General features: G+C 74.3%; 23 protein-coding genes and 1 pseudogene. 16 read left to right on the top strand and 8 right to left on the bottom strand.

Annotation, left to right across the window (positions count from 1 at the left end; all coding sequences use genetic code 11):
* Positions 1–11 precede the first annotated feature (11 nt).
* On the top strand, positions 12–683 hold the full coding sequence (locus LQ327_RS14385; RefSeq protein WP_230734628.1) for a hypothetical protein: 672 nt from the start codon (positions 12–14) through the stop codon (positions 681–683).
* 118 nt (positions 684–801) lie between these two features.
* Here the strand turns inward: LQ327_RS14385 and LQ327_RS14380 are convergent, their stop codons facing one another.
* Positions 802–1,569: a hypothetical protein gene (locus LQ327_RS14380; protein ID WP_230734626.1), complete on the bottom strand. Its 768-nt coding sequence runs from the start codon at positions 1,567–1,569 to the stop codon at positions 802–804.
* 59 nt (positions 1,570–1,628) lie between these two features.
* Between LQ327_RS14380 and LQ327_RS14375 the strand changes: the two genes are divergently transcribed.
* Entirely contained in the window at positions 1,629–3,008 is a 1,380-nt protein-coding gene (locus LQ327_RS14375; RefSeq protein ID WP_230734624.1) for a protoporphyrinogen/coproporphyrinogen oxidase, read from the top strand.
* Positions 3,009–3,143: 135 nt separating this feature from the next.
* On the top strand, positions 3,144–3,293 hold the full coding sequence (locus LQ327_RS14370) for a cytochrome c oxidase subunit 3 family protein (RefSeq protein WP_230734622.1): 150 nt from the start codon (positions 3,144–3,146) through the stop codon (positions 3,291–3,293).
* A 6-nt stretch (positions 3,294–3,299) separates the two neighbouring features.
* Here LQ327_RS14370 and LQ327_RS14365 read toward each other — a convergent pair whose 3' ends face one another.
* On the bottom strand, positions 3,300–5,600 hold the full coding sequence (locus LQ327_RS14365) for an acyl-CoA dehydrogenase family protein (protein WP_230734620.1): 2,301 nt from the start codon (positions 5,598–5,600) through the stop codon (positions 3,300–3,302).
* Between the two features lie 117 nt (positions 5,601–5,717).
* Between LQ327_RS14365 and fgd the strand changes: the two genes are divergently transcribed.
* The 4 genes from fgd (at position 5,718) to LQ327_RS14345 (ending at position 9,993) form a co-directional block, all read left to right on the top strand.
* Positions 5,718–6,725 (top strand): glucose-6-phosphate dehydrogenase (coenzyme-F420), encoded by a 1,008-nt coding sequence (fgd, locus tag LQ327_RS14360; protein ID WP_230734618.1) that lies wholly within the window; start codon positions 5,718–5,720, stop codon positions 6,723–6,725.
* A 392-nt stretch (positions 6,726–7,117) separates the two neighbouring features.
* Positions 7,118–8,473 carry a class I SAM-dependent methyltransferase gene (locus LQ327_RS14355; protein WP_230734616.1) on the top strand — a complete coding sequence of 452 codons (1,356 nt, stop codon included), beginning with the start codon at positions 7,118–7,120 and terminating at the stop codon, positions 8,471–8,473.
* A gap of 10 nt (positions 8,474–8,483) precedes the next feature.
* A complete protein-coding gene (locus LQ327_RS14350; protein ID WP_230734614.1) occupies positions 8,484–9,110 on the top strand; it encodes a P-loop nucleotide/nucleoside kinase family protein in 627 nt (208 codons plus the stop codon).
* Positions 9,111–9,123: 13 nt separating this feature from the next.
* On the top strand, positions 9,124–9,993 hold the full coding sequence (locus LQ327_RS14345) for a DMT family transporter (RefSeq protein ID WP_230734613.1): 870 nt from the start codon (positions 9,124–9,126) through the stop codon (positions 9,991–9,993).
* A 309-nt stretch (positions 9,994–10,302) separates the two neighbouring features.
* On the opposite strand, the pseudogene LQ327_RS14340 reads toward LQ327_RS14345, so the two are convergent.
* Positions 10,303–11,757: pseudogene (locus LQ327_RS14340) on the bottom strand (MDR family MFS transporter); the annotation flags it as partial.
* Between the two features lie 166 nt (positions 11,758–11,923).
* Here LQ327_RS14340 and LQ327_RS14335 point away from each other — a divergent pair.
* Positions 11,924–12,292, top strand: coding sequence for a hypothetical protein (locus LQ327_RS14335; protein WP_230734611.1), 369 nt, complete (start codon positions 11,924–11,926; stop codon positions 12,290–12,292).
* Between the two features lie 27 nt (positions 12,293–12,319).
* Here LQ327_RS14335 and LQ327_RS14330 read toward each other — a convergent pair whose 3' ends face one another.
* Positions 12,320–12,643: a hypothetical protein gene (locus LQ327_RS14330; RefSeq protein ID WP_230734609.1), complete on the bottom strand. Its 324-nt coding sequence runs from the start codon at positions 12,641–12,643 to the stop codon at positions 12,320–12,322.
* A gap of 222 nt (positions 12,644–12,865) precedes the next feature.
* On the opposite strand from LQ327_RS14330, the gene LQ327_RS14325 reads away from it, so the two are divergent.
* From LQ327_RS14325 to LQ327_RS14315, 3 genes are all read left to right on the top strand, one after another.
* The gene (locus LQ327_RS14325; RefSeq protein ID WP_230734607.1) at positions 12,866–14,134 is read left to right on the top strand and encodes a glycoside hydrolase family 1 protein; all 1,269 of its coding nucleotides are present in this window, start codon (positions 12,866–12,868) and stop codon (positions 14,132–14,134) included.
* Positions 14,131–14,835, top strand: a complete 705-nt coding sequence (locus LQ327_RS14320) for an RraA family protein (protein ID WP_230734605.1) — start codon at positions 14,131–14,133, stop codon at positions 14,833–14,835. The genes LQ327_RS14325 and LQ327_RS14320 overlap by 4 nt, the downstream gene beginning before the upstream one ends.
* A gap of 70 nt (positions 14,836–14,905) precedes the next feature.
* Positions 14,906–15,280, top strand: a complete 375-nt coding sequence (locus LQ327_RS14315) for a hypothetical protein (RefSeq protein ID WP_230734602.1) — start codon at positions 14,906–14,908, stop codon at positions 15,278–15,280.
* Positions 15,281–15,301: 21 nt separating this feature from the next.
* Here LQ327_RS14315 and LQ327_RS14310 read toward each other — a convergent pair whose 3' ends face one another.
* Positions 15,302–16,735 (bottom strand): alpha,alpha-trehalose-phosphate synthase (UDP-forming), encoded by a 1,434-nt coding sequence (locus LQ327_RS14310; protein ID WP_230734600.1) that lies wholly within the window; start codon positions 16,733–16,735, stop codon positions 15,302–15,304.
* A 191-nt stretch (positions 16,736–16,926) separates the two neighbouring features.
* Here LQ327_RS14310 and LQ327_RS14305 point away from each other — a divergent pair, with 191 nt between their 5' ends.
* From LQ327_RS14305 to LQ327_RS14290, 4 genes are all read left to right on the top strand, one after another.
* On the top strand, positions 16,927–17,217 hold the full coding sequence (locus LQ327_RS14305; RefSeq protein ID WP_230734598.1) for a hypothetical protein: 291 nt from the start codon (positions 16,927–16,929) through the stop codon (positions 17,215–17,217).
* Between the two features lie 98 nt (positions 17,218–17,315).
* On the top strand, positions 17,316–17,948 hold the full coding sequence (locus LQ327_RS14300; protein WP_230734596.1) for a protein-L-isoaspartate(D-aspartate) O-methyltransferase: 633 nt from the start codon (positions 17,316–17,318) through the stop codon (positions 17,946–17,948).
* Positions 17,949–18,010: 62 nt separating this feature from the next.
* Entirely contained in the window at positions 18,011–18,544 is a 534-nt protein-coding gene (locus tag LQ327_RS14295) for a hypothetical protein (RefSeq protein WP_230734594.1), read from the top strand.
* Between the two features lie 67 nt (positions 18,545–18,611).
* Entirely contained in the window at positions 18,612–19,325 is a 714-nt protein-coding gene (locus LQ327_RS14290) for a GAF and ANTAR domain-containing protein (protein WP_230734592.1), read from the top strand.
* A gap of 40 nt (positions 19,326–19,365) precedes the next feature.
* Here LQ327_RS14290 and LQ327_RS14285 read toward each other — a convergent pair whose 3' ends face one another.
* Both LQ327_RS14285 and LQ327_RS14280 read right to left on the bottom strand, forming a co-directional pair.
* The gene (locus LQ327_RS14285) at positions 19,366–20,253 is read right to left on the bottom strand and encodes an oxidoreductase (RefSeq protein ID WP_230734590.1); all 888 of its coding nucleotides are present in this window, start codon (positions 20,251–20,253) and stop codon (positions 19,366–19,368) included.
* A 133-nt stretch (positions 20,254–20,386) separates the two neighbouring features.
* Positions 20,387–21,337 (bottom strand): FAD-dependent oxidoreductase, encoded by a 951-nt coding sequence (locus tag LQ327_RS14280; protein WP_230734588.1) that lies wholly within the window; start codon positions 21,335–21,337, stop codon positions 20,387–20,389.
* A gap of 386 nt (positions 21,338–21,723) precedes the next feature.
* Between LQ327_RS14280 and LQ327_RS14275 the strand changes: the two genes are divergently transcribed.
* A complete protein-coding gene (locus tag LQ327_RS14275) occupies positions 21,724–22,134 on the top strand; it encodes an SRPBCC family protein (protein WP_230734586.1) in 411 nt (136 codons plus the stop codon).
* Positions 22,135–22,272: 138 nt separating this feature from the next.
* On the opposite strand, the gene LQ327_RS14270 is transcribed toward LQ327_RS14275, so the two are convergent.
* Entirely contained in the window at positions 22,273–22,914 is a 642-nt protein-coding gene (locus LQ327_RS14270) for a hypothetical protein (protein ID WP_230735122.1), read from the bottom strand.
* Positions 22,915–23,055 lie beyond the last annotated feature (141 nt).

Below are 23,055 nucleotides of genomic sequence, written 5' to 3'. Positions count from 1 at the left end.
GGAGGTCGTTCGTGCCCCTGTCCGCACGCTCCCGTGCCCTGACGATCGGCGTGCTCGCCGCGGCCGCCGCGTCGCCGGCAGCCACCGCGTTCGCCGCCCCCGCCCCGGCGCCCGCCGCGGCTCCGGCCCCCGCGGCCGCTCAGCCGGCCGCCGCCCAGCCCGCCGCCGCGCAGCCCGCCGCCGCGCAGCCCGCCTACGCCCAGCCCGCCGCGGCCCAGCCCGCGTACGCCCAGCCCGCCGCGGCCCAGCCGGCCTACGCGCAGCCCGCCGCGGCGCAGCCGGCCTACGCGCAGCCCGCCGCGGCTCAGCCGGCCTACGCGCAGCCCGCCGCCGCGCAGCCCGCCTACGCCCAGCCGGCCGCCGCCGCGCCGGCCGCGCCCTCGCCCGGCCTGCTCGGCACGCTGATGGGCTCCTCGGCCACCGCCGCTCCGGCCGCCACGCCGTCGACCCCGCAGGCGTCCACCCCGAAGGCCGGCGACGCCAAGAGCCTCTTCTCGCAGGCCGGCTCCAAGGCCACCTCGAAGGCCTCGGACGCCAAGAAGTCGACCTCGCAGAAGGCCGACTCGAGCAAGGCCGACTCCAAGAAGGCCGACGCCGCCAAGAACGACCTCTCCAAGGCCGCCGACAAGGCCTCGAGCCACGACAGCCGCTCCTGGCTCAGCGGCATGAACATGAAGCTCTGAGCAGTACCGCACCGACGACGATGCCGGCCCTCCCCACCCGGGAGGGCCGGCATCGTCGCGTACTGACCATGATCACCGGGACCTCATCGCTCCGGCCCCCCCCCCGACCCCGGAACCACTACGTCCCGCTGATCATGCTCGGCGGCACCACCGCGACCGGAGCTCCCAGACCGTCGAAACCGGGCAGACCGACCTCGAGGCTCTCCTCCTGCCGGATCGCCGTGAACAGCACCGCCGCGTTGACGACGAACTGGGCCACGAACACGACCGCCGGGATCCACACCACGAAGAGCCCGTTCCACGCGAACGGCCCGGAGCGGAAGAACGGCAGCAGGATCGACGGACTGAACGAGATCGGCGCCCAGACGTTGAAGTACGCGACCCAGCGCGGGAAGAGCGGGACTTCTCTTCGGTCCGTCATGATCGCAAAGGCGAAGGCACCGTTCTGGGCGAAGAACGGCGGCCACGGCAGCACCAGCAGGATCCAGGCGAGGTCGTTCAACAGCAATGTCAGGTCGGGCGCCCGCTCCGGCCGGAACGACGCCACGACGAGGAGCATCCCGGGCAGCGTGAACGTCACGCACGCGAATGCCCCCGCGACCAGCCGCGTGTAGTGCACGGTCCGGTGCACCCCGGGAATGCGCTGCATCTGCGTCGAGATCACCGCGGTGAACGGCGCGTAGAACATCCCGCTGAGCATCATCGCGAGGCCGCCAAGCCCCATTCCGAACGTGTGCTCGCGATAGTGGGCGGTGATCTGTTCCGCCGTGAGCGACGGCGATACCGGCGGGATGAAACCGGCGAGGGCGAAGGCCCCGAAGAACAGCAGGACGGCCACGACCCCGCAGAGCGCGGCCATGCGCTGGAACCCGTGCTGGGAGGCCACGACGCGGACCGTACATGATGTCGCTGACAGAAAACACGCTGTGCATTAAGGTGCACAGCATGTCTGGGTCGATGCACGACGTGTCCGATCGCGGCCCGGTCTTCGTCATCGGCGCCGGTCCGTCCGGTCTCGCGGCGACCTGGCGGCTCCGCGAGGCGGGCCACGAGGTGATCGTCCTGGAGGAGCGCGACCGGGTCGGCGGGCAACTCCTGACCGTCGAGCGGGACGGATTCCTCATCGAATGCGGAACCGTGATCCTGCCCGAGGCGTACGACAGCGTGATGCGCCTCGTCCGTGACGCCGGTATGGCGGACGAACTGCAGGTCGGGAACTCGTTGATGGGGTTCATGCGCGATTCCGAACTGCACTACCTGCGCGCCGACCGGCTCGCGCTCGACGCCGCCCGCACCCGGTTGCTCTCGCTGCGCTCCAAGCTCGCCGTCGGTCGCCTCGCCCTCGACGCGGCGCGGCTGCGGCGGGCGCTGAGCTACGACGACCTGTCCGCGGGCGCCGTCTACGACGCCGAGACCCCCGAGCAGTACGCGCGTCGGCGTGGCCTCGACGGCGAGCTCTACGACTACCTCATCGAGCCGACGATCCGGGGCGGCGCGGGCGTCCCGGGCGACGTCATCTCGCTCGTCGAGTTCTTCTTCCTCTGGCAGAAGGTGCTCGGCTCCAAGCTCTACGCCTTCGAGCGGGGGTACTCGTCGTTCACCGAGCGCCTGGCCACGGCGGCCTCCGAGGTCCGGCTCGGCTGCCGGGTGTCGGAGGTCGTGCACGACGGCGACGGGGTGCGGGTCACCTGGTCGGGCCCGGACGGGGAGCGGACCGAGCGCGGCGCGGGCGCGATCGTCACCGCGATGGGCAACCGCGTCCCGGACCTGGTCCCCGAACTCGCCCCCGAGCGCGCGGAGTTCCTGCGGGACCTCGACTACACGGCGACGATGTCGATCAACCTCGCCCTCTCCGACGTCCCCGATTGTCCGGCGTCGTTCGTCGTCGTGCCCCGCCCGGTGCACGACGGCATGTTCGCGATCATCCTCGAGCACAACAAGGCCCCGGGGCGCACACCGGCCAGGAAAGGCCTGGTCAGCCTGTTCATGATGAACCAGTGGGCCCTCGACCACTGGGATCTCACCGACGAGGAGATCCTCGCCGAGGTGCTGCCCGTCGCCGAGCAGGCGCTCCCGGGTGTCAGCGGCATGGTCGAGTTCAGCCAGGTCAACCGCTGGTTCCCGGTGCTCGTCTACAGCCACCCGGGCCTCTACCGGAAGCTCGGCGCCTTCCACGCCGCCCGGGACCGCTCCTCGCGCATCCACCTCGGCGGGTCCTTCACGTCGTCCGGGAACGTCAACACCGCGACGACGGCGGGTGAGCGTGCCGCGCGGGAGCTCATGGCGGCGATGCGCAGCCGCACCCCGGTGCGGGCCACCCGGTGACGGCGCCCGGGACTGCCGTCGGCGACACCCGTCCGGCCGCCCCACGGACGGCGGGCGAGGTCCCGGCCTCGAACGACTTCTTCATGCTCTATGTCGCCATGACCGGGGTGCACTGGGGGTCATCTGCTGCTGGGCATGGCGTTCCTGGGCATCGTCGCGTCACTGGGCCGGCGGCCCGCGCCCACCCGCAACCAGCGGACCTTCGTCGAGGGCGCGGCGTGCTTCTGGCACCTGGTGGATCTGCTCTGGATCGTGATCTTCCCGCTGATCTACCTCGTGCGGTGATCGCGCTCAGGACGGCTCGCGCGGCAGACCCAGCAGGCGCTCGCCGATGATCGTCCGCTGGATCTGGTCGGTACCGCCCGCGATGGAGAGCATCGGGGCGTAGAGCACCCCGCGGGACCAGAGCTCGCCGTCGGGTTCGGCCGGGTCCCAGGCCAGGCCGTGCGCGCCGGCGATCTCGACGGCGGCCCGGGTGACGTCGCGCGCCAGCCCGGCGGCCGCGAGCTTCCCGACCGACGCCAGCGCGCCGGGGTCCTCGCCCGCCACGCCGGCGGCGGCGAGGCGGTCGCCGAACGCCCGCAGCGCCCGCTCGCGCACCCACAGGTCGATCACCCGATGACGATGCGTCTCGCCCACCTCGTCGTCCCCGACCAGCCCGACCAGGTGCTGCAGCGTCACCGGCGGCGCGAGGGCGAGTGGGTCCCGGCCGAGGGCGCGCCGCTCGTGGGCGAGCATCGTCAGCGCCGCCTTCCAGCCGCCACCGACCTCGCCGACGACGGCGTCCGCCGGGAGCGCGACGTCGTCGAGGAAGACCTCGCAGAACTCCTCGTCGCCGGTCATCTGGCGCAACGGCCGGGTGCGGATGCCGGGGGCGGCCATGTCGACGACGAACATCGTCAGCCCGCGGTGCTTGGGGACCTCCGGGTCGGTGCGGGCGAGCAGCAGGGCGTGGTCGGCGAAGTGGGCGAACGTCGTCCACACCTTTTGCCCGGTCACGCGCCAGCCGGCCCCGTCGGGAACCGCCCGGGTCCGCAGCGAGGCGAGGTCGGAACCCGCCTCCGGCTCGGAGAACAGCTGGCACCAGTACTCCTCGCCACGCAGGAGCGGCGCGAGGTACCGGGACCGCTGGTCGGCGCTCCCGAGCGAGAGGATCACCGGGCCGCACATCGCGACGCCGACGGTGAACACCTCGCTGAAGGTCTCGTGGCCCCGGGTCCCGCGGGCGAACGCGACCTCGTGGGCCGGGTCCAGCCCCTGGCCGCCGTAGTCGACCGGCCAGGTGAGCCCGGCCAGGCCCGCGTCGGCGAGGTCGCGGCGGTACGCGATCGCCGCGTCGAACCACCTGCGTCCGGCGTCGACGTCGCGGCGGGTGCCCGCGGGCAGCGGCGGCCGGGCGAAATGCCACGCGTCGACGCGGGCGGCGAACGCGGCGAGGTCGTCCGGACCGTCCGACGACGGCGCGGGGGCCGCGCCGCCGAGCGCCTCCCCGGCGAGGGCCCGGCGGTGGACGTCGGGGCCGCCGAACAGCACCGCGGAGGCGTGGGCCCGGCGGAAGGACAGGTGCGCGTCGTGCTCCCAGGTGAACCCTATGCCGGCGAGGACCTGCACGGCGCCACCCGCGACCTCCCGGGCGGCGTCCGCGGCGGTCAGCGCCGCCGCCCGGATCGCCGGCTCGGCACCGTCCGGGTCGGCCTGGGCCGCCACCACCGCGTCGTGCAGGGCGGCGCGGGCCTGTTCCAGCGCGACGAGCAGGTCCGCGCAGAGGTGCTTGACCGCCTGGAAGGAGCCGATCGGCCGGTCGAACTGTCGCCGGGTGCCGCCGTGCTCGACCGCGAGATCCAGACACCGGCCCGCCACGCCGACGTGCTCGGCGGCCCGCAGCAGGAGGCCGAGCCGCACGCCGCGGCGGACGGCCTCGTGGGGATCGGGCACGTCGAGCAGCCGCCCCACCGCCCGGTCCAGCCCGATCCGCCCCCGACGGCGAGTGAGGTCGAGGCCCTCGAGGTCCGTGACCGTCAGCGCGTCCGCCCCGACGACGGCGAGCCCGGGCCCCGTCGGGGTCGAGACGGGCACGACGACGTCGTCCGCGTGCGGGTCGAGGACGTCGGCGAGCTCGCCGGTGATCGTGACACCGGAGCCGTCGGCCGCCGGGTCGCCCTGGATGGCCGGTGGGTCGGCCGGGTCGCGCCCGTCGAGCGGGAGGGCGACCGTGGCGCGACGTTCTCCGGAGGCGATCGCGACGAGCGACTCGGCCGCGGCGGGGTCGTCGTCGGACGCCGCCCCGAGCACCTCGGCCGCGAGCACCGTCGCGAACCAGGGGCTCGGCGCGACGACGCGGCCCAGCTCCTGCGCCACCACGGCCAGCTCGCCCGGCCCCGCTCCGGAGCCGCCGTGCCGGGCCGCCACCGCGAGACCGGCCACGCCGAGCTCCCGGCCCAGGGTGACCCACAGGCCGTCGTCGAACCCGGACCTCGACGCGATCGCGGCGCGGACGGCGCCGCTGTCCGCCCGCCGCACGAGCAGCGTCCGCACCGCCTCGGCGAGGTCGCGCTGGTCGTCGTCGGGCCACACCGGGGCACTGCTCTGCATGGACATCCTCCGGGGCGCGTCGACGTTTTCTCATCCATCTTAAATTCTGGTCGCCGCAGCCCGCGACCTGCCCGCGACACCGGGCCGCCACACACGGTGCCGCGTAGGCTCGCGAGGGTGACCGTGAAGATCGGGTACAAGGCCTCGTCCGAGCAGTTCGGCCCCCGCGACCTCGTCGAGTACGCGGTGCACGCCGAGGAGGTCGGCCTCGACAGCGCCTTCGTCTCCGACCACTTCCTGCCCTGGCGCCACGAGGGCGGGCACGCGCCCGCCGCGATCCCGTGGCTGGCCGCGGTCGGCGAACGGACCTCGCGGATCCAGCTCGGGACGAGCGTGCTGACGCCGACGTTCCGGTACAACCCCGCGGTGCTCGCGCAGGACTTCGCGACGATGTCCCTGCTCACCGGTGGCCGCGTGATCCTGGGGATCGGGACCGGCGAGGCGCTCAACGAGGTCGCCGTCTCCGGGCGCGAGTGGCCGGACTTCAAGGAGCGCTTCGCCCGGCTCCGCGAGTCGGTCCGGCTCATGCGGGCGCTCTGGACCGAGGAGTCGGTGAGCTTCGAGGGCGAGTACTACACGACCGTCGACGCCTCGATCTACGACCGTCCGGACACCCCGGTGCCGGTCTACGTCGCCGCCGGCGGCCCGCAGATGGCGCGCTACGCCGGACGCGTCGGCGACGGGATGATCTGCACCTCCGGCAAGGGCATGGAGCTCTACACCGACAAGCTGATGCCCGCGCTCGCCGAGGGGCGCGAAAAGGCGGGCAACCCCGGGGTCGAGGGCGTCGACCGCACGATCGAGATCAAGATTTCCTACGACCGGGACGCCGACACGGCCCTCGAGAACACCCGGTTCTGGGCGCCGCTGTCGTTGACCGCCGAGCAGAAGCAGTCGGTCACCTCGTCGCAGGAGATGGAGAAGCTGGCCGACGAGCTACCCATCGAGCAGATCGCCAAGCGGTGGATCGTCACCTCGGACCCCGACGAGGCCGTCGAGCAGATCCGGCCCTACGTCGAGGCGGGACTCGACCATCTGGTCCTGCACGGCCCCGGCGCCGACCAGCAGCGCTTCCTCGACCAGGTGGGCGAGGACCTCATCCCCCGGCTGCGCGCACTCGGCTGATCCGGCGCTGACTCAGCGCCACGGGGGGCCCGGGACGGGCGACCCCGGGAGGCGGCCGGACCACCTCGCCATCCGATCGGTGCGAGATGTGTCCGTGATGTTGCCGAATCGGACATTTGACGGGTTTCGTCCGTGCACGAAGCGGGTAAGGAGCCCCAGTTAGTGCGGGTCCGGGGCATCGCTACGGTGTCGGTCCGAACCGAGTCCCGCACCCCCCGGGGGGAAATATCGTGATCACCTCGCCGACTGATTCGACAGCGGGCGGCCGACTGGCTCCGATCGATCTTGTCTGCCCCGAATGCCGCACCACCCTGGCATTCGAGTCCGCCGCGACTCAGCCGCTCGAGGGCGGGGTCTTCGGAGTCCTGACGTGCCCCTGCAGCGAGTACCCGGTGGTCGACAGCATCCCGGTGATCCGCCACGGGCAGGTCGACGTCCAGGACCACATGACCGAGCGGGCCGAGGTCGACGGACCCACCGTGGCGCGGCTGGTCGCGCTGATCCGCGGCGACAGCCCCGTCGAATCGCTCGTGGAGCTGCTCGCCTTCCCCCCGCCGACGCCGCTGAACCTGGGCTCCACCCCGGGCGTCCGGCTCCCCTTCACCCGGGGTCCGTGGCCGCACCTGGCCCACGAGGCCCGTCGCGGCGAGGTCCGCGCGCTGCTCGGTGAGCTCGACTCGCTCACGGCACAGGACTGGATGGAGCTGTGCTACGAGCGCTCCTCCGACCGGATCAACGGCGAACTGTTCCCGTATTTCTTCATCCGATTCGGTCAGCCCCGCTACCTGTCGTCGATCTCGTTCCTCGAGGCCCTCCCGAAGGATTCCGGCCCCATTCTGGACATGGCGTGCGGATTCGGGCACATCATGTACCACCTGGGCGTCCGGAAGAACCCGGTGGACTCGGTCGGGCTCGACCGGAACTTCTTCCAGCTCTGGGTCGCGCGCCGCTACATCGCGCAGGGCCAGAGCTACGTCTGCTCGGGCCGACTGGACTCGCTGCCCTTCGCCGACGACGCCTTCGCGGCCTCGGTGTGCACCGACGCGTTCCACCTGTTCCCCACGCAGCAGGAGGCGATGGACGAGCTGCGGCGGATCGCGAAGGCGGACACCGTGCTGCTCGACCGCGTCGGCAACGCCGAGCTCGAGCCGCACGACACCGACGAGGAGCGCGACCCCGCCGGCTACGTGTCGCTGCTGCGCGGCGCGCCGTGGCGGCTGGCCTGCGAGGACGAGCTGTTCGCGGGCTACCGCGCCGGGCGCGGTGTCCAGCTCGCGACGCCCCGCCCGCCCGAGGACTTCACCGACTGCAAGTGGCTCTCGCTGATCTCCAGCCAGGACGAGTCGCTCTTCGTCGACGCCGACGAGTTCGAGACCATGCCGCACGCCGCCGGGACGCTCCAGGTCAACCCGATCTTCCACGTCGAGCGGAACGGCACGACCGACGACGTGCACCTGCGCTTCGCGTTCCCGTCCACCTGGTACGCGTTCGAGAACTCGGCGATGATCAGCTACACGTCCGCGGGCGAGTGGATGGACGCCAAGACCTTCGACGCCATCAGCGACGGGCTCGAGACCGACCGCACGCCGTACTACCTGCGGCGCTTCGTGGTGCTCGGCATGCCCCCGACCTACGCCCGGCGCCCCGGCACCCCGCCGCGGTTCTGCTCGGTCGGGGCCGGCCTGCGCCACGGCGCCCGCGAGCGCCTGACGACGGTCGCCCGACAGGTGAGCGCGCTCCGGCCGTGACGGCCCACTCGTGACGGGCACCCACGCGTCCGCGTCCGGCGCGGACGTGTGGGTGGTCGCCGGGGCGCCCGGCGCGGGCAAGAGCACCGTCGCCGACCGGCTGCTGGCCCGGCTGCGGCCGGTACCCGCGCTGCTGGACAAGGACTCCCTCTACGGCGGGTTCGTGGCCGCCACCCTCGCCGTCGCCGGCCGCCCGGACGGGGAGCGCGAGGGCCCCTGGTACGACGAGCACATCAAGATCCACGAGTACGGCGGGATGACCGCGGTCGCCCGGGAGATCCGCGAACGCGGCTGCCCGGTCCTGCTCACCGCTCCGTTCACCGGCCAGATCCGCGACCCCGAGCGGTGGCGCCGCTGGGTCGCCGAGCTCGGGGGCGAACCGGTGCGCCTGGTCTGGGTCGGCTGCGATCCGGCGACGCTGCGCCGGCGGATCGAGGCGCGGGGCCTCGACCGCGACGCCGGGAAGCTCGCGGGCTTCGACGCCTTCACGGCCCGCATGCGGCCCGGCGAGCCGCCGGACGTGCCACACCTGGCCGTGGACAACAGCGCCCAGGGCCGTGCCGGGATCGACGAGCAGCTCCGGCTCGCGCTCGGCGACGAACCGGAACCGCGCGGGGCGGACCGACGCCCGGGCTGAGAGGCTGAGGCCCGTGTGGTGGGGCGTCCTCGTCGCGCTCTGCGGAGCGGTCTTCTCCGGCACCGCCGCCGTGGTCCAGGCGGTCGCCGCGCGCTCGGTCCCCGACAGCGGCCGCGGCGTGCACGTGCACCTGCTGCTGGACCTGACCCGGCGGTGGCGCTTCTGGGCCGGCCTCGGCCTCGACCTCGCGAGCTTCGTCGCCACCTTCACCGCACTGCGCGTCAGCCCGGTGTTCCTGGTCCAGGCCGCCACCTCGGCCAACCTCGCCGTCACCGCGGTGGTCGCGCGCCGGGTGCTCGGTACGCACCTGGGCCGGATCGAGAAGGCGGCGGTCGTCGCGGTGTGCGCCGGGCTGGTGGTGCTGGGCCTGTTCGCCGGACGCCAGGGACCGTCGCACGGGGACGCCGCCCTGCACGTCACGCTCCTGGTCGCCGTCGGGGTGCTCGCCGTCCTCGGGTGGCTCGCCGGGCGGCTGCCGCCGCGGGCCGCGGGCGCCGTGCTCGGGCTGCTGGCGGGGTGCGGATTCGGCCTCACGAGCCTGGCCAGCCGGGTGATCGACCCGAGCTCGGTCGGCGCGCTCGCCGCCGATCCCGCCACCTGGGTGCTCCCCGGCGCGGGCTTCCTCGCGTTCCTCTTCTACGCGACCGCCCTGCAGCGCGAGTCCGTGACCGCCGCGACGGCGGGCACCGTCGTCGGGCAGACGGTCTTCCCGGGGCTGGTCGGGCTGCTGGTACTGCACGACGAGGTCAGCGTCGGGACGCTCGCGCTCGTCGGGTTCCTCCTGACGATCCTCGGGGCGCTGACGCTCGCCCGCTTCGGGGACGTCTCCGAGGACACCGCCACCCCGGATCCGGCGAGTCCGGCGTCAACGCCCGGCGGGTGAGGCCGGGGCCGCCGTCGGGACCAGGTCGAGGTGCTCGTCCGACCGGTCCCCGACCCCGGCCAGGACCACCCGGCGGGCCTGCGGGGCGTGGCCCGGCGCGCTGACGATGAGCTGCCAGCTCCCCGCCCCGGGTACGCGCAGCGACCAGCTGCCGGCGACGGTGCGGGTCCGCCCCTGCTGGCGGCCGTGGTCGTCGACCAGGGTCACCGCGGCCTCGGTGCCGTCGCGGGTCGCGACGGAGCCGGTGAGCATCCCGACGTCGGGTCGGGCTCCGTCAAGCCGCCCGGTCGCGTCGGCGGGGACCGGCGCGCTGCCCGTCGTGGTGTCCGTCGCGGCCCCTGCCGTCCGGCGCCGGACCAGCAACGACGCGAGGAACGCCAGCACCCCGAGACATCCCGCGACCACGAACGCGACCCGCAGCCCGGACGCGTCCGGGGCCCCGCTCGGGTCCGCCGTCCCGAGCGCGGCGACGGTGACGAACACGGCCGTGCCGAACGCGCCGGAGACCTGCTGCAGCGTCGAGAGGATCGCGCTGCCGTGGGAGTAGAGGTGGTCGGGCAGCGAGCCGAGCGACGACGTCATCAGCGGCGTCATCATCAGGCCCAGCCCGCCCATGAGCAGGACGTGGATGCCGATCACGGCGACCAGCGGCGATCCAGGACCCAGCGAGGCGAACAGCCACAGCGAGACCGCCATCGCGAGCGCGCCGGGGATCACCAGGGGGCGGGCACCAACGCGGTCGTACAGCGCCCCCACCGGCCGGCCGAGCACGCCGAGCACGAGTCCGCCGGGCAGGACCGCGAGCCCGCTGACGAAGGTGCTGGTGTGCAGCACGGTCTGCAGGTAGAGGGGCAGCAGGATCGACGAGGCGCCGATGAGGCACATGAACAGCGGCACGCTCAGCGCGATCGCGACGCCGAAGGCCCGGTGGGTGAAGGGCCGCAGGTCGAGCAGGGCGCGGTCGCGGCGCTGCAGGCCCGACTGGCGGACCACGAACAGCACCAGGGCGACGACGCCGACCGCGATCGGCACCCACGGCGGCAGCGCGTGCCCCCCGCCGGACTCGCCGATCGTGGACAGCCCGTAGAGCAGGCCGCCGAAGCCGATCGCGGAGAGCAGCACCGAGGAGGCGTCGAGCGGGACGGCCCGCGTCGTCGTCGGGATGCGCAGCCAGGTCGCGCCGGCGATCAGCGCGAGGACGGCGAGCGGCAGGACGAGCCAGAACATCCAGCGCCAGCCCAGGTACTCCAGGATCGCGCCGCCGATGGTCGGGCCGATCGCGGGCGCCACCGCGATGACGATCGTGATCGTGCCCATGGTGGCGCCGCGGCGCTCCGGCGGGACCAGGCGCATCACGGTGGTCATGAGCATCGGCAGCATCACCGCGGTGCCGCACGCCTGGACGACGCGCCCGACCAGGAGCACCGCGAAGCCCGGGGCGATCGCACCGATCAGCGTGCCGACGCTGAACAGCGTCAGCGAGATCAGGAAGATGCGGCGCGGCGTGAACCGCTCGAGCAGGAACCCCGTGATCGGGATGACCACGGCCATCGTGAGCAGGAAGCCGCTGGTCAGCCACTGCACCGTCGTCGTCGAGACCCCGAGGTCGACGGTGAGATCCTTGAGCGCGACCGACAGGATCGTCTCGTTGAGGATCATGACGAACGCCGAGACGACGAGTACCCCGAGCAGCAGACCCGCCCGGGCCGGCGGGGCCGCGGGAGCGTGGTCGGTCGCGGACGACGGGCTCGCGGTGTGGGCCATGGATGCACTCCGGAGATCGGTGACGCCATTATTGGCGCGCAGTGCCACGATATCCACGGAGTGGCCGTCCCGCCCTGTGATCGCGGTCTCGGAGCGACACGATGGCACGTCGTGACATCCGACCCCGACGTGCGGACCCCGGCGGGGATGGGTGAGGATCAGCGCCGTGACGTTCGACGACCCGGCCGTCGCCCAGGCCCGTGCCGCAACCGATGCCCTCCGTGAACTCGAGCGCTCCGGACGCCACCTGCTCGCCGACCCGGCGCAGCGGGAGGAGTGGAGCGGCGAGCTGCTCGACGAGCTCGCACGTCTCACGAGCGCGCTCGCGGACGCCGTCGAGATGGCGAGCGGGACGTCCGGGCCCGATGTGCCCCGCCTCGCCGCCCAGCTCTCCGACGCCATCCTGCGGCGTCGCGAGGCCACGGGCGGTGACCGTCCGACGAGTCCCGTCCTGCCCGCCGTCGGGAACGACGACGGCCGCGGCGCGCGCGAGCCGAAGCACCGCGCGCGGCGTCACCTCCGTCCGGTCCGGTAGTCCCCGTCGGCGACCTGAAGCCCGGGATCAGTTCGTGAATCCCGCGTAGGCGATACCGCCGAGCAGCACGACCCACGCGGCGAGGACGAACCAGAAGGTCACCCACATCAGGCTGCGGCCGGCGTTCGAGTGGTAGATGCCGTTGACGTCCTTGGTCGCCCGCAGCGAGCGGGCCGAGGGCGGTTCGGTGACCGCCGGACGCAGGTCGAGCTCGGACTCGGGCACGACGAGCGGACCGAGCTCGGGCTCGACCACCGCGGCGGGGGTGACGGCGGGCTCGAGCGCGACGGGCTCGACGGTGACAGCGGGAACGGACTGGGACGGGCGCTGGGGCTGAGCGGCGGTGGTCATGGCGGTGGTTCCTTCGGGGCGGCTGGCGACGCTTACGGTCAGTGGTGTAATCGCGCGCGAAAGCCAGCTGCTACACGTCCGTTCGAGTGATGTATCGGATCAGCGGTTGCGTTTCGTGGACGACGCAACCGCCCGCGGTCCCTGCTGGCGTCCGCCGGTCCCCGGGCGGCAGGATCATGATCGGACCGCCCGGACCCGGCGCGGACGTGGGAGAGGAGCGCGATGCCGAGCTTCCCGACCGGCTTCCTCTGGGGCAGCGCCACCGCGGCGCACCAGGTCGAGGGCGGCAACCACAACAACGACTGGTGGGACTGGGAGCACGACCCGGCCTCCCCCGCCGTCGAGTCCTCCGGGGACGCGATCGACCACCTGCACCGCTACGACGCCGACTTCGCGCTGCTCGCCTCGTCGGGGCAGAACGCGCACCGGCTCTCGCTCGAGTGGTCGCGGATCGAACCGGCCCCGGGCGAGTTCTCCCGGGCCGCGCTCGACCACTACGCCCGGGTGCTGGACAGCCTCGCCGCGCACGGGCTCACCGCGTTCGTGACGCTCTACCACTTCACGCTGCCGCGGTGGTTCGCAGCACGGGGTGGGTGGCTCGCCGACGACGCGCTGGAGATCTTCGGCCGCTACGTCGAGCACGTGACGACCGCGCTCGGCGACCGCATGCCCTACGTGTGCACGATCAACGAACCGCAGATCGTCGCGCTCGGCTGCTACCTGAACGGCGAGTTCCCACCCGGCCACCAGGACGTCGGCGAGGCGATCGCGTGCAACGCGACCCTCGGCCAGGCCCATCGGACCGCGGTCGAGGCCATCCGCGCGGCCAGCGGCACGCCGAAGATCGGCACCTGCCTGCACCTGCCCTACATCGAGCCGCTGCGCCCGGGTGACGACGCCGACGAGGGCGCCGCCGGGATGGCCCGCGCGGTGATGGTCGACCACCACATCGACGACCTGCGCGCCGGCGGCGACGTCGGCGACTGGGTCGGACTGCAGTACTACACCCGCACCCGCATGGACGCCTCCGGCGGCGGGCTGGACACCGCGCCGCCACCCGAGGGCGCCGAGACCACGCTCATGGGGTGGGAGGTGCACCCGGCCGGGTTCGGGGTGATGCTGCGGCGGATCGCGGAGACCGGGCTGCCCGTCGTCGTCACCGAGAACGGCATCGCGACCGCCGACGACGCGCAGCGGGTGCGCTACCTCGACAGCCACCTCACCGAACTGGAGCGGGCCATGGCCGACGGCGTCGATATCCGCGGCTACCTCTACTGGTCCTCGTTCGACAACTTCGAGTGGGCCCGCGGGTACGCGCCGACCTTCGGCCTCGTCGGGGTCGACCGGGCCGACGGGTACCGCCGGGAGCCGCGTCGCAGCGCCCAGCTGTTCGGCGAGGTCGCGCGGTCCGGCGACCTCACCGCGCTCCACGACGCGGTCGCCACCCAGGACGCCTCCGCCGCACCGTCGACGACCGGGAGCACCCGATGAGCAAGTCGCACCCGCAGCAGTGGGCGATCGTCACCGACGACCACCGCCCGGACCCGGCCTCCGTCGCCACGCTGGCCACGTTCCCGAGCACCCAGATCGCGGACTGCGGCGGTCCGGTCGCGGTCGTCGGTCCCGGGATCGCGCGGCTCGCGGGCGGCACCGGGTTCTGCGGCCCGGCGCTGACCGTGTGGACGAAGCCCGGCGACATCCTGTTCGTGCTCAAGGCGCCCGACCTCGCCCGCGAGGGCGACGTGCTCGTCGTCGACGGCGGCGGACGCACGGATGCCGCGGTGCTCGGCGACATCGTGTCGAGCGTCCTGTCGCGGGCCGGCGCGGTGGGCACCGTCGTCGACGGCGCCGTCCGCGATCTCGACGGCATCGACGACGTCGGGACCCCGACCTTCGCCCGGAACGCCCACCCCGCGACCGGGTCGAACGAGGGCCCGGGCGCGATCAACGTGACGGTGCAGCTGGGCGGGGTGACCGTGCGCCCGGGCGACGTGGTGCGCGGCGACGCGAGCGGCGTGGTCGTCGTCCCCCGCGAGCACGTCGACGAGGTGGTCGCGCTGACCCGTGCGGTCGACGAGCGCGAGTCCGCGTGGCTGGAGACGATCCGCGGCGGCGCGTCGCTGTCCGCGGCGACCGGGATCGACGACGTGATCCGGGAGAAGCGGCGCGGCGCGGGCGTCGAGCTGCCCTGAGGGTGGGGGGCGTCCGGGCGGGGAACCCGGCGGCGTCCGGACGATCACGACCGAGTTCCCGGGAGGGACGATGACCAGCTCCGGCGAGGTCCCCGACGACGCGCCGGTGCGGCCCCGGCCCGACCGGACGCCGGACGACGCGGCCACCGACGGTGCCCTGCCCAGCCCGGTGGGCGACCCGCGGGACGCCTGGCTGCGGAAGGACGGCGACGAGCTCCGCTACGGCGGCCGTCTCGACGTGCCCGCCGGGCCGGAGGGCGACATCCCGGTCGGCGCGGAGGTCGAGGACCGGGCCGGCCGGACGTGGGCGGTCGAGGGGGACGCCCACCCGATCGGCGAGAGCGGCGTGGTCCTCGAGCCGGAGCCCGACCCGTCCACGCCGGCCGATCGCCGGCTCGGCGTGACCACCCCGGAGCCGGACGCCGACCCGTCGTCGGGAACCTAGACCCGACGACGGGACGAGCTCTCACACGTCGGGCCCGGCGAGCGCGTCCAGGAACGCCTCGACCCACCGGGCGACGTCGTGCTCCCGGACCTGGGTGCGCATCGCCGCCATCCGGGCGCGGCCGTCGTCGGTGCCGCCGGACGCCGCGGCGTCGGCGATCGCGGCCGACACCCCGTCGACGTCGTGCGGGTTGACCGTCCACGCCTCGGTGAGCTCCTCCGCGGCGCCGGTGAACTCGGAGAGCACCAGCGCGCCGCTGTCGTCCGGGCGGGTCGCGACGTACTCCTTCGCGACGAGGTTCATGCCGTCGCGCAACGGGGTGACCAGCATGACGTCCGCGGCGAGGTAGAGCGGCGCCAGCTCCTCGGGCGGCAGCGGGCGGTGCAGGTAGTGCACGACGGGTCGGCCCAGGTCGGCGTGGTCGCCGTTGAGGCGTCCGACGATGCGCTCGACCTCCTCGCGGGTCCGCCGGTAGGCATCGACCCGCTCGCGGCTCGGCGTCGCGACCTGCACCAGCACCGTCGACGCCGGGTCCAGCCGCCCGTCGGCGAGCAGGTCGCCGTACGCCTCGAGGCGGGCCTGGATGCCCTTGGTGTAGTCGAGCCGGTCGACCCCCAGCAGCACCGTCCCGGGATCCCCGAGGCCGGCCCGCACCTCGGCCGCGCGCTCCGCCGTCGTCGCATCCGCACCGCGCTCGGCGAGCGCCCAGCTGTCCACCGAGATCGGGAACGCACCGACCCGGGTGGTGCGGCCGTCGAGCCGGACCTCGCCGGGGGCCTCCCGCAGCCCGATCGGCGAGTCGTCGACGTCCGCGCCGCACAGCCGGCGCGCGAGCCAGCGGAAGTTGCGGGCGCCGCCGGGGGTGTGGAAGCCGACGAGGTCGGCGCCGAGCAGCCCCTGCACCACCTCGGTGCGCCACGGCAGCTGCTGGAACAGCTCCACCGGCGGGAACGGGATGTGCAGGAAGAAGCCGATGCGCAGGTCGGGGCGGCGCTCACGCAGCATCCGGGGCACGAGCTGGAGCTGGTAGTCCTGCACCCACACGGTCGCGCCCGGCGCGGCGACCTCGGCGGCCGCGTGGGCGAACCGGGCGTTGACGCGGCGGTGGGTCTCCCACCAGTCGCGGTCGTAGACCGGGGCGGCGATCAGGTCGTGGTAGAGCGGCCAGAGCGTGGCGTTGGCGACGCCCTCGTAGTGCGCGGCGATCTCTTCGGCGTCCAGCGCCACCGAGTGCAGGACGACGTCGTCGCCGACCTCGGGGTCGGTGAACGGCTCGGGGGCGGCATCGGGCACGCCGGGCCAGCCGACCCACGCCCCGCCGCGGTCCCGCAGGGCGGGCGCGAGCGCGGTGACGAGGCCGCCGGGAGCCGCCTGCCACCGGCCCACGCCGTCGTCGCCGGTCACCAGGTCCACGGGGAGGCGGTTGGCGACGACGACGAGGTCGACGGTGCTCACTCCTGCTGGGCGGCCTGGTTGCGGGCCTGCTCGGCCATCCGACGTCGCTCCGTTCCCGTCGTCCGATCTCCCGGTCACGGAGCGGCGGCTACCCCGGGCCGTCCGCGGCGGACACGTCCGGCTCCGACACGGTTCGCGGACCCCGCCCACCGACAACCCCTCGGACGGACCACGACGAGAGGAGCACCACCGTGGCGCTCTCCGACGCACTCACCCGCTTCCTGGACCGCCTGCGCGGGGACGACGGTCGTCTCGGACGACCGGTGTCCGCCCAGCCCTCGGAACAGGACGTGGGACACGACCCGGCCACCGCGGGCAGCCGTCCCGCGGGCGGCTGCCACACCCGGCACACCGGCGACTCCGGATCGGTGACCGGGACGGCCGACACAGACGTCTTCGTCGGACGCGCCGCCGGGCTCGACGAGGGCTACGCCGGCGAGACCGGCGCCGAGGCCCGTCGGGAGGGGCGTTCCGGCGGGTGATGCGTCTGGTGCGGCAGGCGCTCGGCCGGGAAAATCCGTCGGCACCGGTCGAGAGCCTGCGCCGCCGCCTCCCCGACGACGGCCGGGAGGGCACTGCCATGGAGTCACCCGAGCCGGCCGCGACACGGCGGCACCGGATGGTCGAGGCGCTGCGCCACGAGGGCGTGCGCGACCCCCGGGTGCTCGCCGCGATGGACCTCGTCCCCCGCGAGCGCTTCGTGGCCGCCGATCTCGCGGACCTCGCCTACGAGGACCGCCCGCTCCCGATCCACGCCGACGCCACCGTCTCGGCGCCGTCCATCGTGGCGCGGATGACCGAGGCACTGGAGCTGACGGGGACCGAACGGGTCCTCGAGGTGGGGACGGGATCGGGGTACGCGGCCGCGGTGCTCGCGGCCTGCGCAGCCGAGGTCGTGACCCTCGAGTACGACGAGGACCTGGCGCGCTCGGCGCGCGACGCCCTCGACGCCACCGGGTTCGGCGCCGTCGAGGTCCGGCACGCCGACGGGGCGCTCGGCGCGCCGGACCGGGCGCCCTTCGACGCCGTGGCGGTGACTGCGATGGCCCCGGAGCTGCCACCGGCACTGCTCGAGCAGCTGGCCCCGGGCGGCGTGCTGGTCGCCCCGGTCGGACCCGACCGCGACGGGATGCTGCTGCGGTGCCGCGCCGGCCTCACCGAGGAGCTCGGGCCGGTGCGCTTCGTGGCCCTGCGAGGCGCGCAGACGCGCTGATGCGCCCCGGCGACGTGCGAGGATGCGCCGCCGGCGAGGAGAGAGCGAGCGGAGGGACGGCCATGCCCGTCGTGCGACTCGTCGCCCTGGCCCGCCGTGCCCTCTTCGACGAGCCGTGCGCGGTCCTGAGCGACGACCGCGACGTCCCGCGGCTGATCGCGGTGCCACTGCCGCCCGGGGACCTGCCCGGCTTCGCCCGGGTGCTCGACCCGTGGCTGCCTCGGCCATCGCCGCAGCGGGAGATGACCGTCCGGCTCGACGGCGACGCCGGCGGGAACCTGTACGCGGTGGTCGCGCCGGTCGAGCCCGGCCGGGAGCCGGTGCTGCCGCCGGAAGGTGGCCGGGAGACGTCGATGGTCGACGCGCTGACCCTCGCGCACCGCTCCCGGGTCCCCGTCCGGATCGACGGGGACCTGCTCGACGCGTACCGGGTGGATCCCTGCGACATCGACGGGGTGGTGCCCATCGCCGACCGGCCCCCGCTGATCCCGACGGCCGAGCAGCAGCATCGTCTGGCCCGCGCGTTCGCCGCGTTGGAGGGACACGACGGGGCACGGCGGCGTGGTTCGGCCCGGGCCGGACCGCCGGTGTCCTAGAGTTGCGCGGTCTGTTTCACCAACGAGGCGGGCGTGCCAGTAGAACCGGATTCCGGGGGCCGCCGCGGTGGGTGACGACGTGCAACCGATCGGCGAGGCGTTGCTGACCGCCGCCGCCGACCTGACCGGCGTCATGAGCACCGACGACGACGTCGTCGACCGGACGCTGCGCACCGCCGCGAGTGCGGTCGCGACGGTCGTGCCGGGCGCCGGTCACGTCGGCGCCGCCGTCACCGTCCGTGGGACGTTCGCCGCCCGCGCGACCGGCGATGCGGTCGCCGAGGAGCTCGACGCGGTGCAGGCCTCCGGCCGTTCCGGGCCGGGCCCCGAGGCGGCGGCCCGCGGCACGTGCGTCGAGGTCCCCGACCTCGTCGCCGACCCGCGGTGGCCCCGGCTCGCCGAGGCCGCGGCCCGGCACGGCGTCACCAGCGCGCTCTCCCTGGTCCTGCGCGGCCACGACGGCGTGCTGGGCGTCCTCACGCTCTACACCCCGGCCCCTCTCGACCCGGACGCCCGGGTGCTCGCCGAGGCCCTCACGGCGCAGGCCGCGGTCGCGCTCTTCGGCGCGCAGCGCATCGCCGGGCTCGCCCGCGCGGTGAGCTCCCGCGACGTCATCGGCCAGGCGAAGGGGATCCTCATCCAGCGCGACGGCGTCGACGACGAGAGCGCCTTCGCGATGCTGGTCCAGGCCTCGCAGGCCACCAACATGAAGCTGGTCGACGTCGCCCAGTGGCTCGTCTCCCAGGCCAAGGGGACGGCGACGACGGACGCGCCCGCCTGAGCGGACGCACCCGCCGTCGTCGGGGGTGGGTCGGTCCTGTTCAGCGGCCGATGGTGTCCAGCTCGGCCAGCGCGTCGGCGGGCAGGTCGAGCCCGGCTCCCGTGACGTTCTCCTTCAGGTGCTCGACCGACGAGGTGCCGGGGATCAGCAGCACGTTCGGCGAACGCTGCAGCAGCCAGGCGAGCGCCACGGCCATCCGGCCCGCGCCGAGCCGCTCGGCGACGTCGTCGAGGGTCTGCGACTGCAGCGGCGAGAACCCGCCCAGCGGGAAGTAGGGCACGTAGGCGATCCCCTGCGCGGCGAGCGAGTCGACCAGCGCCTCGTCCTCGCGGTGCGCGAGGTTGTAGGGGTTCTGCACACAGGCCACCGGGGCCACCGTCTGCGCCTCGGCGACCTGCTCCGCGCTCGCGGTGCTGATCCCGAGGTGGTGGATCAGGCCCTGCGCCTGGAGCTCGGCGAGGACGCCGAACCGCTCGGCCACCGGCTGCGCCATCGGCGCGAGCGGGTTGTCGTGGTCGGCCTCGAGCCGCAGGTTCACGGCGTCCAGGCGCTCGACGCCGAGGCGGCGCAGGTTGTCGTGGACGGCCGAGCGCAGCTCGTCGGGACCCAGTGCGGGCAGCCAGTTCCCGCGGTCGTCGCGCCGGGCGCCGACCTTCGTGACCAGGACGAGGTTCGCCGGGTAGGGCGACAACGCCTCGCGGATGATCTCGTTCGTGACGTGCGGACCGTAGAAGTCCGACGTGTCGATGTGGTTGATGCCGAGGTCGACGACGGCGCGCAGCACCCGGACGGCCTCGTCGCGGTCCTTCGGCGGGCCGAACACACCGGGTCCCGCGAGCTGCATCGCGCCGTAGCCGACGCGGGTGACCTCGAGGTCGCCCAGGCGGGCGGTGCCGCCGGGCAGGTCGTGCGTGGGGAGGGAGGTCATGATCGCCTTCCGGGTACGTCGGAGATCGTTGCGGGGTCCACTCTGCGCCGGGTATCCGCTGTGCGGCATCGGACCCCTCATCCTGGGATCGGCGGTCCCCGGCTGGGCTCCTTCGTGGCGGTCGTGCCGCGGCTCAGGCCAGGTCGGCGACCTCGTCGGCACAGCCCCAGGCGAGCGTGACCCCGGAGCCGCCGTGGCCGTAGTCGTGGATCACCGGCGTCCCGTCGGCGAGGGTGGCGCGCTCCAGGCGGACCGTCGGGCGGGCGGGCCGCAGCCCGGCGACGGTGCCCAGCACCTCCGCGCCGGCGAGCTCCGGGACGAGGTCGGTGCAGCGCGCGACGATCGCCGCGGCGGTGGCGGGGTCCGGGGTCGCGTCCCAGACGTCCTCCTCGAGGGTGCCGCCGAGGATGACGTCGTGGGCGCGCGGGTGGACGTACGCGCGGCCACCGGGGTGGGCCTCGTCGCGGACCGAGAGCGTCAGGCCGGGGTTGGCGACGCGCACGATCTGGCCGCGCACCGGGGTCACCGAGTCGTCGGGGACGAGGTCGCGCGCGCCGAGCCCGGGGGCGACGACGACGAGGTCCGGGCGATCGGCCGCTGCCGGTGCCTCGTCGAGGGTGTGCAGGCGCGTCGTGATGAACCGCGCGCCCCGGCCCGCGACGTGCTCGGCCAGCCACGGCAGGTGCACCGGCATCTCGACCAGCGGCACGGCGAAGCGCAGGCCGTGGGAGTAGCCGTGCGGCAGCTCGTCGGGGCGTGCGGAGCGCAGGCCCTCGACGGCCGCGGACCACCATGGCTCCCCCGGGTCCTCGCGGTACAGCGCGAGGCTCTCCCGCATCACGACCCCGGGCACGTTCCCGTGCGCCTGGTGTGCGAGCTCGCGGAAGGTGGCGGCGCCCCAGGCGAGGACGCGGTCGCGGGGGGCGGCGCGGGTGGGGAACCAGACCGCCGCGGCGAGGTGCGAGGTCGACTCCGCGGTGGGGCGATCGGCCAGGACGGTGACCTCCCAGCCGCGCTCCAGCAGCCGGGAGGCCGCCGCGAGCCCGACGATCCCGGCCCCGATCACCGTCGCGCGTGAGGTCATGGTCGTGATCCTCGCGCGGCGGGGTGCGGTGCGCCGCAGGTGTAGCTCGCCGCGCCCCGTTCGGCCGCGCCCCCGTTCGGCCGCGCCCCCGTTCGGCCGCGCCCCCGTTCGGCCGCGCCCCCGTTCGGCCGCGCCCCCGTTCGGCCGCGCCCCGTTCGGCGCCCCGTTCGGCGCCCCGTTCGGCCGCGCCCCCCGTTCCATGATCAAGAGCACTGGGCGCAGGATTCCGGGCCCGGCTCCATGCCTGATGTGCCCGTCGTGCCCGGCGGCGCAGGGACGCTGGAGATCACGAGCACACCGCGCACTCCCGTCGGCGGTTCTCGATGCCTGGTGTGCCCGTCGTCCATCGTGTCCGCCCACGGCGCTGACCTGGCACGATCGGCCGCGTGGCTGACACCGACGCCGGGACCCGGCACGTCTCGCGGCTGATCGCCCGGCCCTGGCGCGAGGTCTACGAGTACGCCGCCGACCCGCGGAACCTCGTCCACTGGGCGTCCGGGCTCGCGACGGCGACGGTGACCCCGGTCGGAGACGGCACCTGGCTCGCGTCGTCCCCGTTCGGCGAGGTCACGGTCCGCTTCACCGAGCCGAACGACCTCGGCGTGCTCGACCACACCGTCCGCATGCCCGACGGCACCGAGGTGCTCAACCCGATGCGGGCCCTCCCCCATGCGGTCGGCACGGAGGTGCTGTTCACCGTGCGCCGGCGGGAGGGGATGAGCCAGGAGGAGGTCGCCGCCGACGCGGGAACCGTGGCGGGCGACCTCGAGACGCTGCGCGGGATCTGCGAGGGCTGAGCGCGCCCGCCCCGTTCCCGCCTCGCCCTCTATCAGCAATGGACCATCGCTGACATCGGCCGGGCGGCTCCTCGACCAAGATCACGAACCGGGCGGCAGGGTGATCGCTGAGCGAGCACTCCGCCGCCCGAATCCGGATCAGCCGGTGGGGGCAGGGGCCGCGGGAGCCGGACCGGCCGGAGCAGGAGCGGCCGGAGCAGGAGCGGCCGGAGCAGGAGCGGCCGGCGCAGGAGCGGCCGGCGCAGGGGCGGCCGGGGCAGGAGCCGCCGGAGCCTGTGCCGCGCCCGGAGCCTGCTGCACCGTCGCGCCCGGCTGGACGATCACCGTGCCGCCCGGCTGCACCTGGATCACCGGGCCCGACCCGCCCGAACCGGCGGCACCGGGCGCGACTCGACCCTGCCCGCCGTCGGGACCACCGCGACCGGGTCCGCCGTGCCCGGGACCGCCGCGTCCCGGACCGTCGCCCGGCCCGCCGCGCCCCTGACCCGCGCCAGCCGGCCCGCCGTCGGGACCCTGCGCCGCGACGCGACCGGGGCCGTGCCCGTCGTGACCACCGCCCAGCGGGGTCGCGAGCAGCAGGACCCCCGCCACGACGAGACCGAGCACGAAGCGGCCGACCCCGACCAGGACCGTCGCCATCCGGCCGCGAGGACGCCGTGACGCCGCCGCGCCCCGGAACCTCGACCACCGCGAACCGCCGGGCACCCCCGCTGACGCCGCCGTCGGCGTGCTCTCCGGGGTGGGCGTGGCCGGAGTGGTGGGCGGGTCGTTCTCGCTCATCGGGTTCCTTCCGATCTCGGCTCGTGGCCGGTTTGGTGGACCGGCACGGCACCGACCGTGGCCCGCGTACCTGAAGCGTCCCTGAGGCCCGAGCGGCCGGACGACTTCCTCAGCGACGCTTCAGCCGACGGGGTGCGCCTT

This window comes from Actinomycetospora endophytica (assembly GCF_021026375.1).
In the GTDB taxonomy this organism is placed as follows: Bacteria; Actinomycetota; Actinomycetes; order Mycobacteriales; family Pseudonocardiaceae; genus Actinomycetospora; species Actinomycetospora endophytica.
This window is presented reverse-complemented; position numbering and strand designations above follow the sequence as displayed.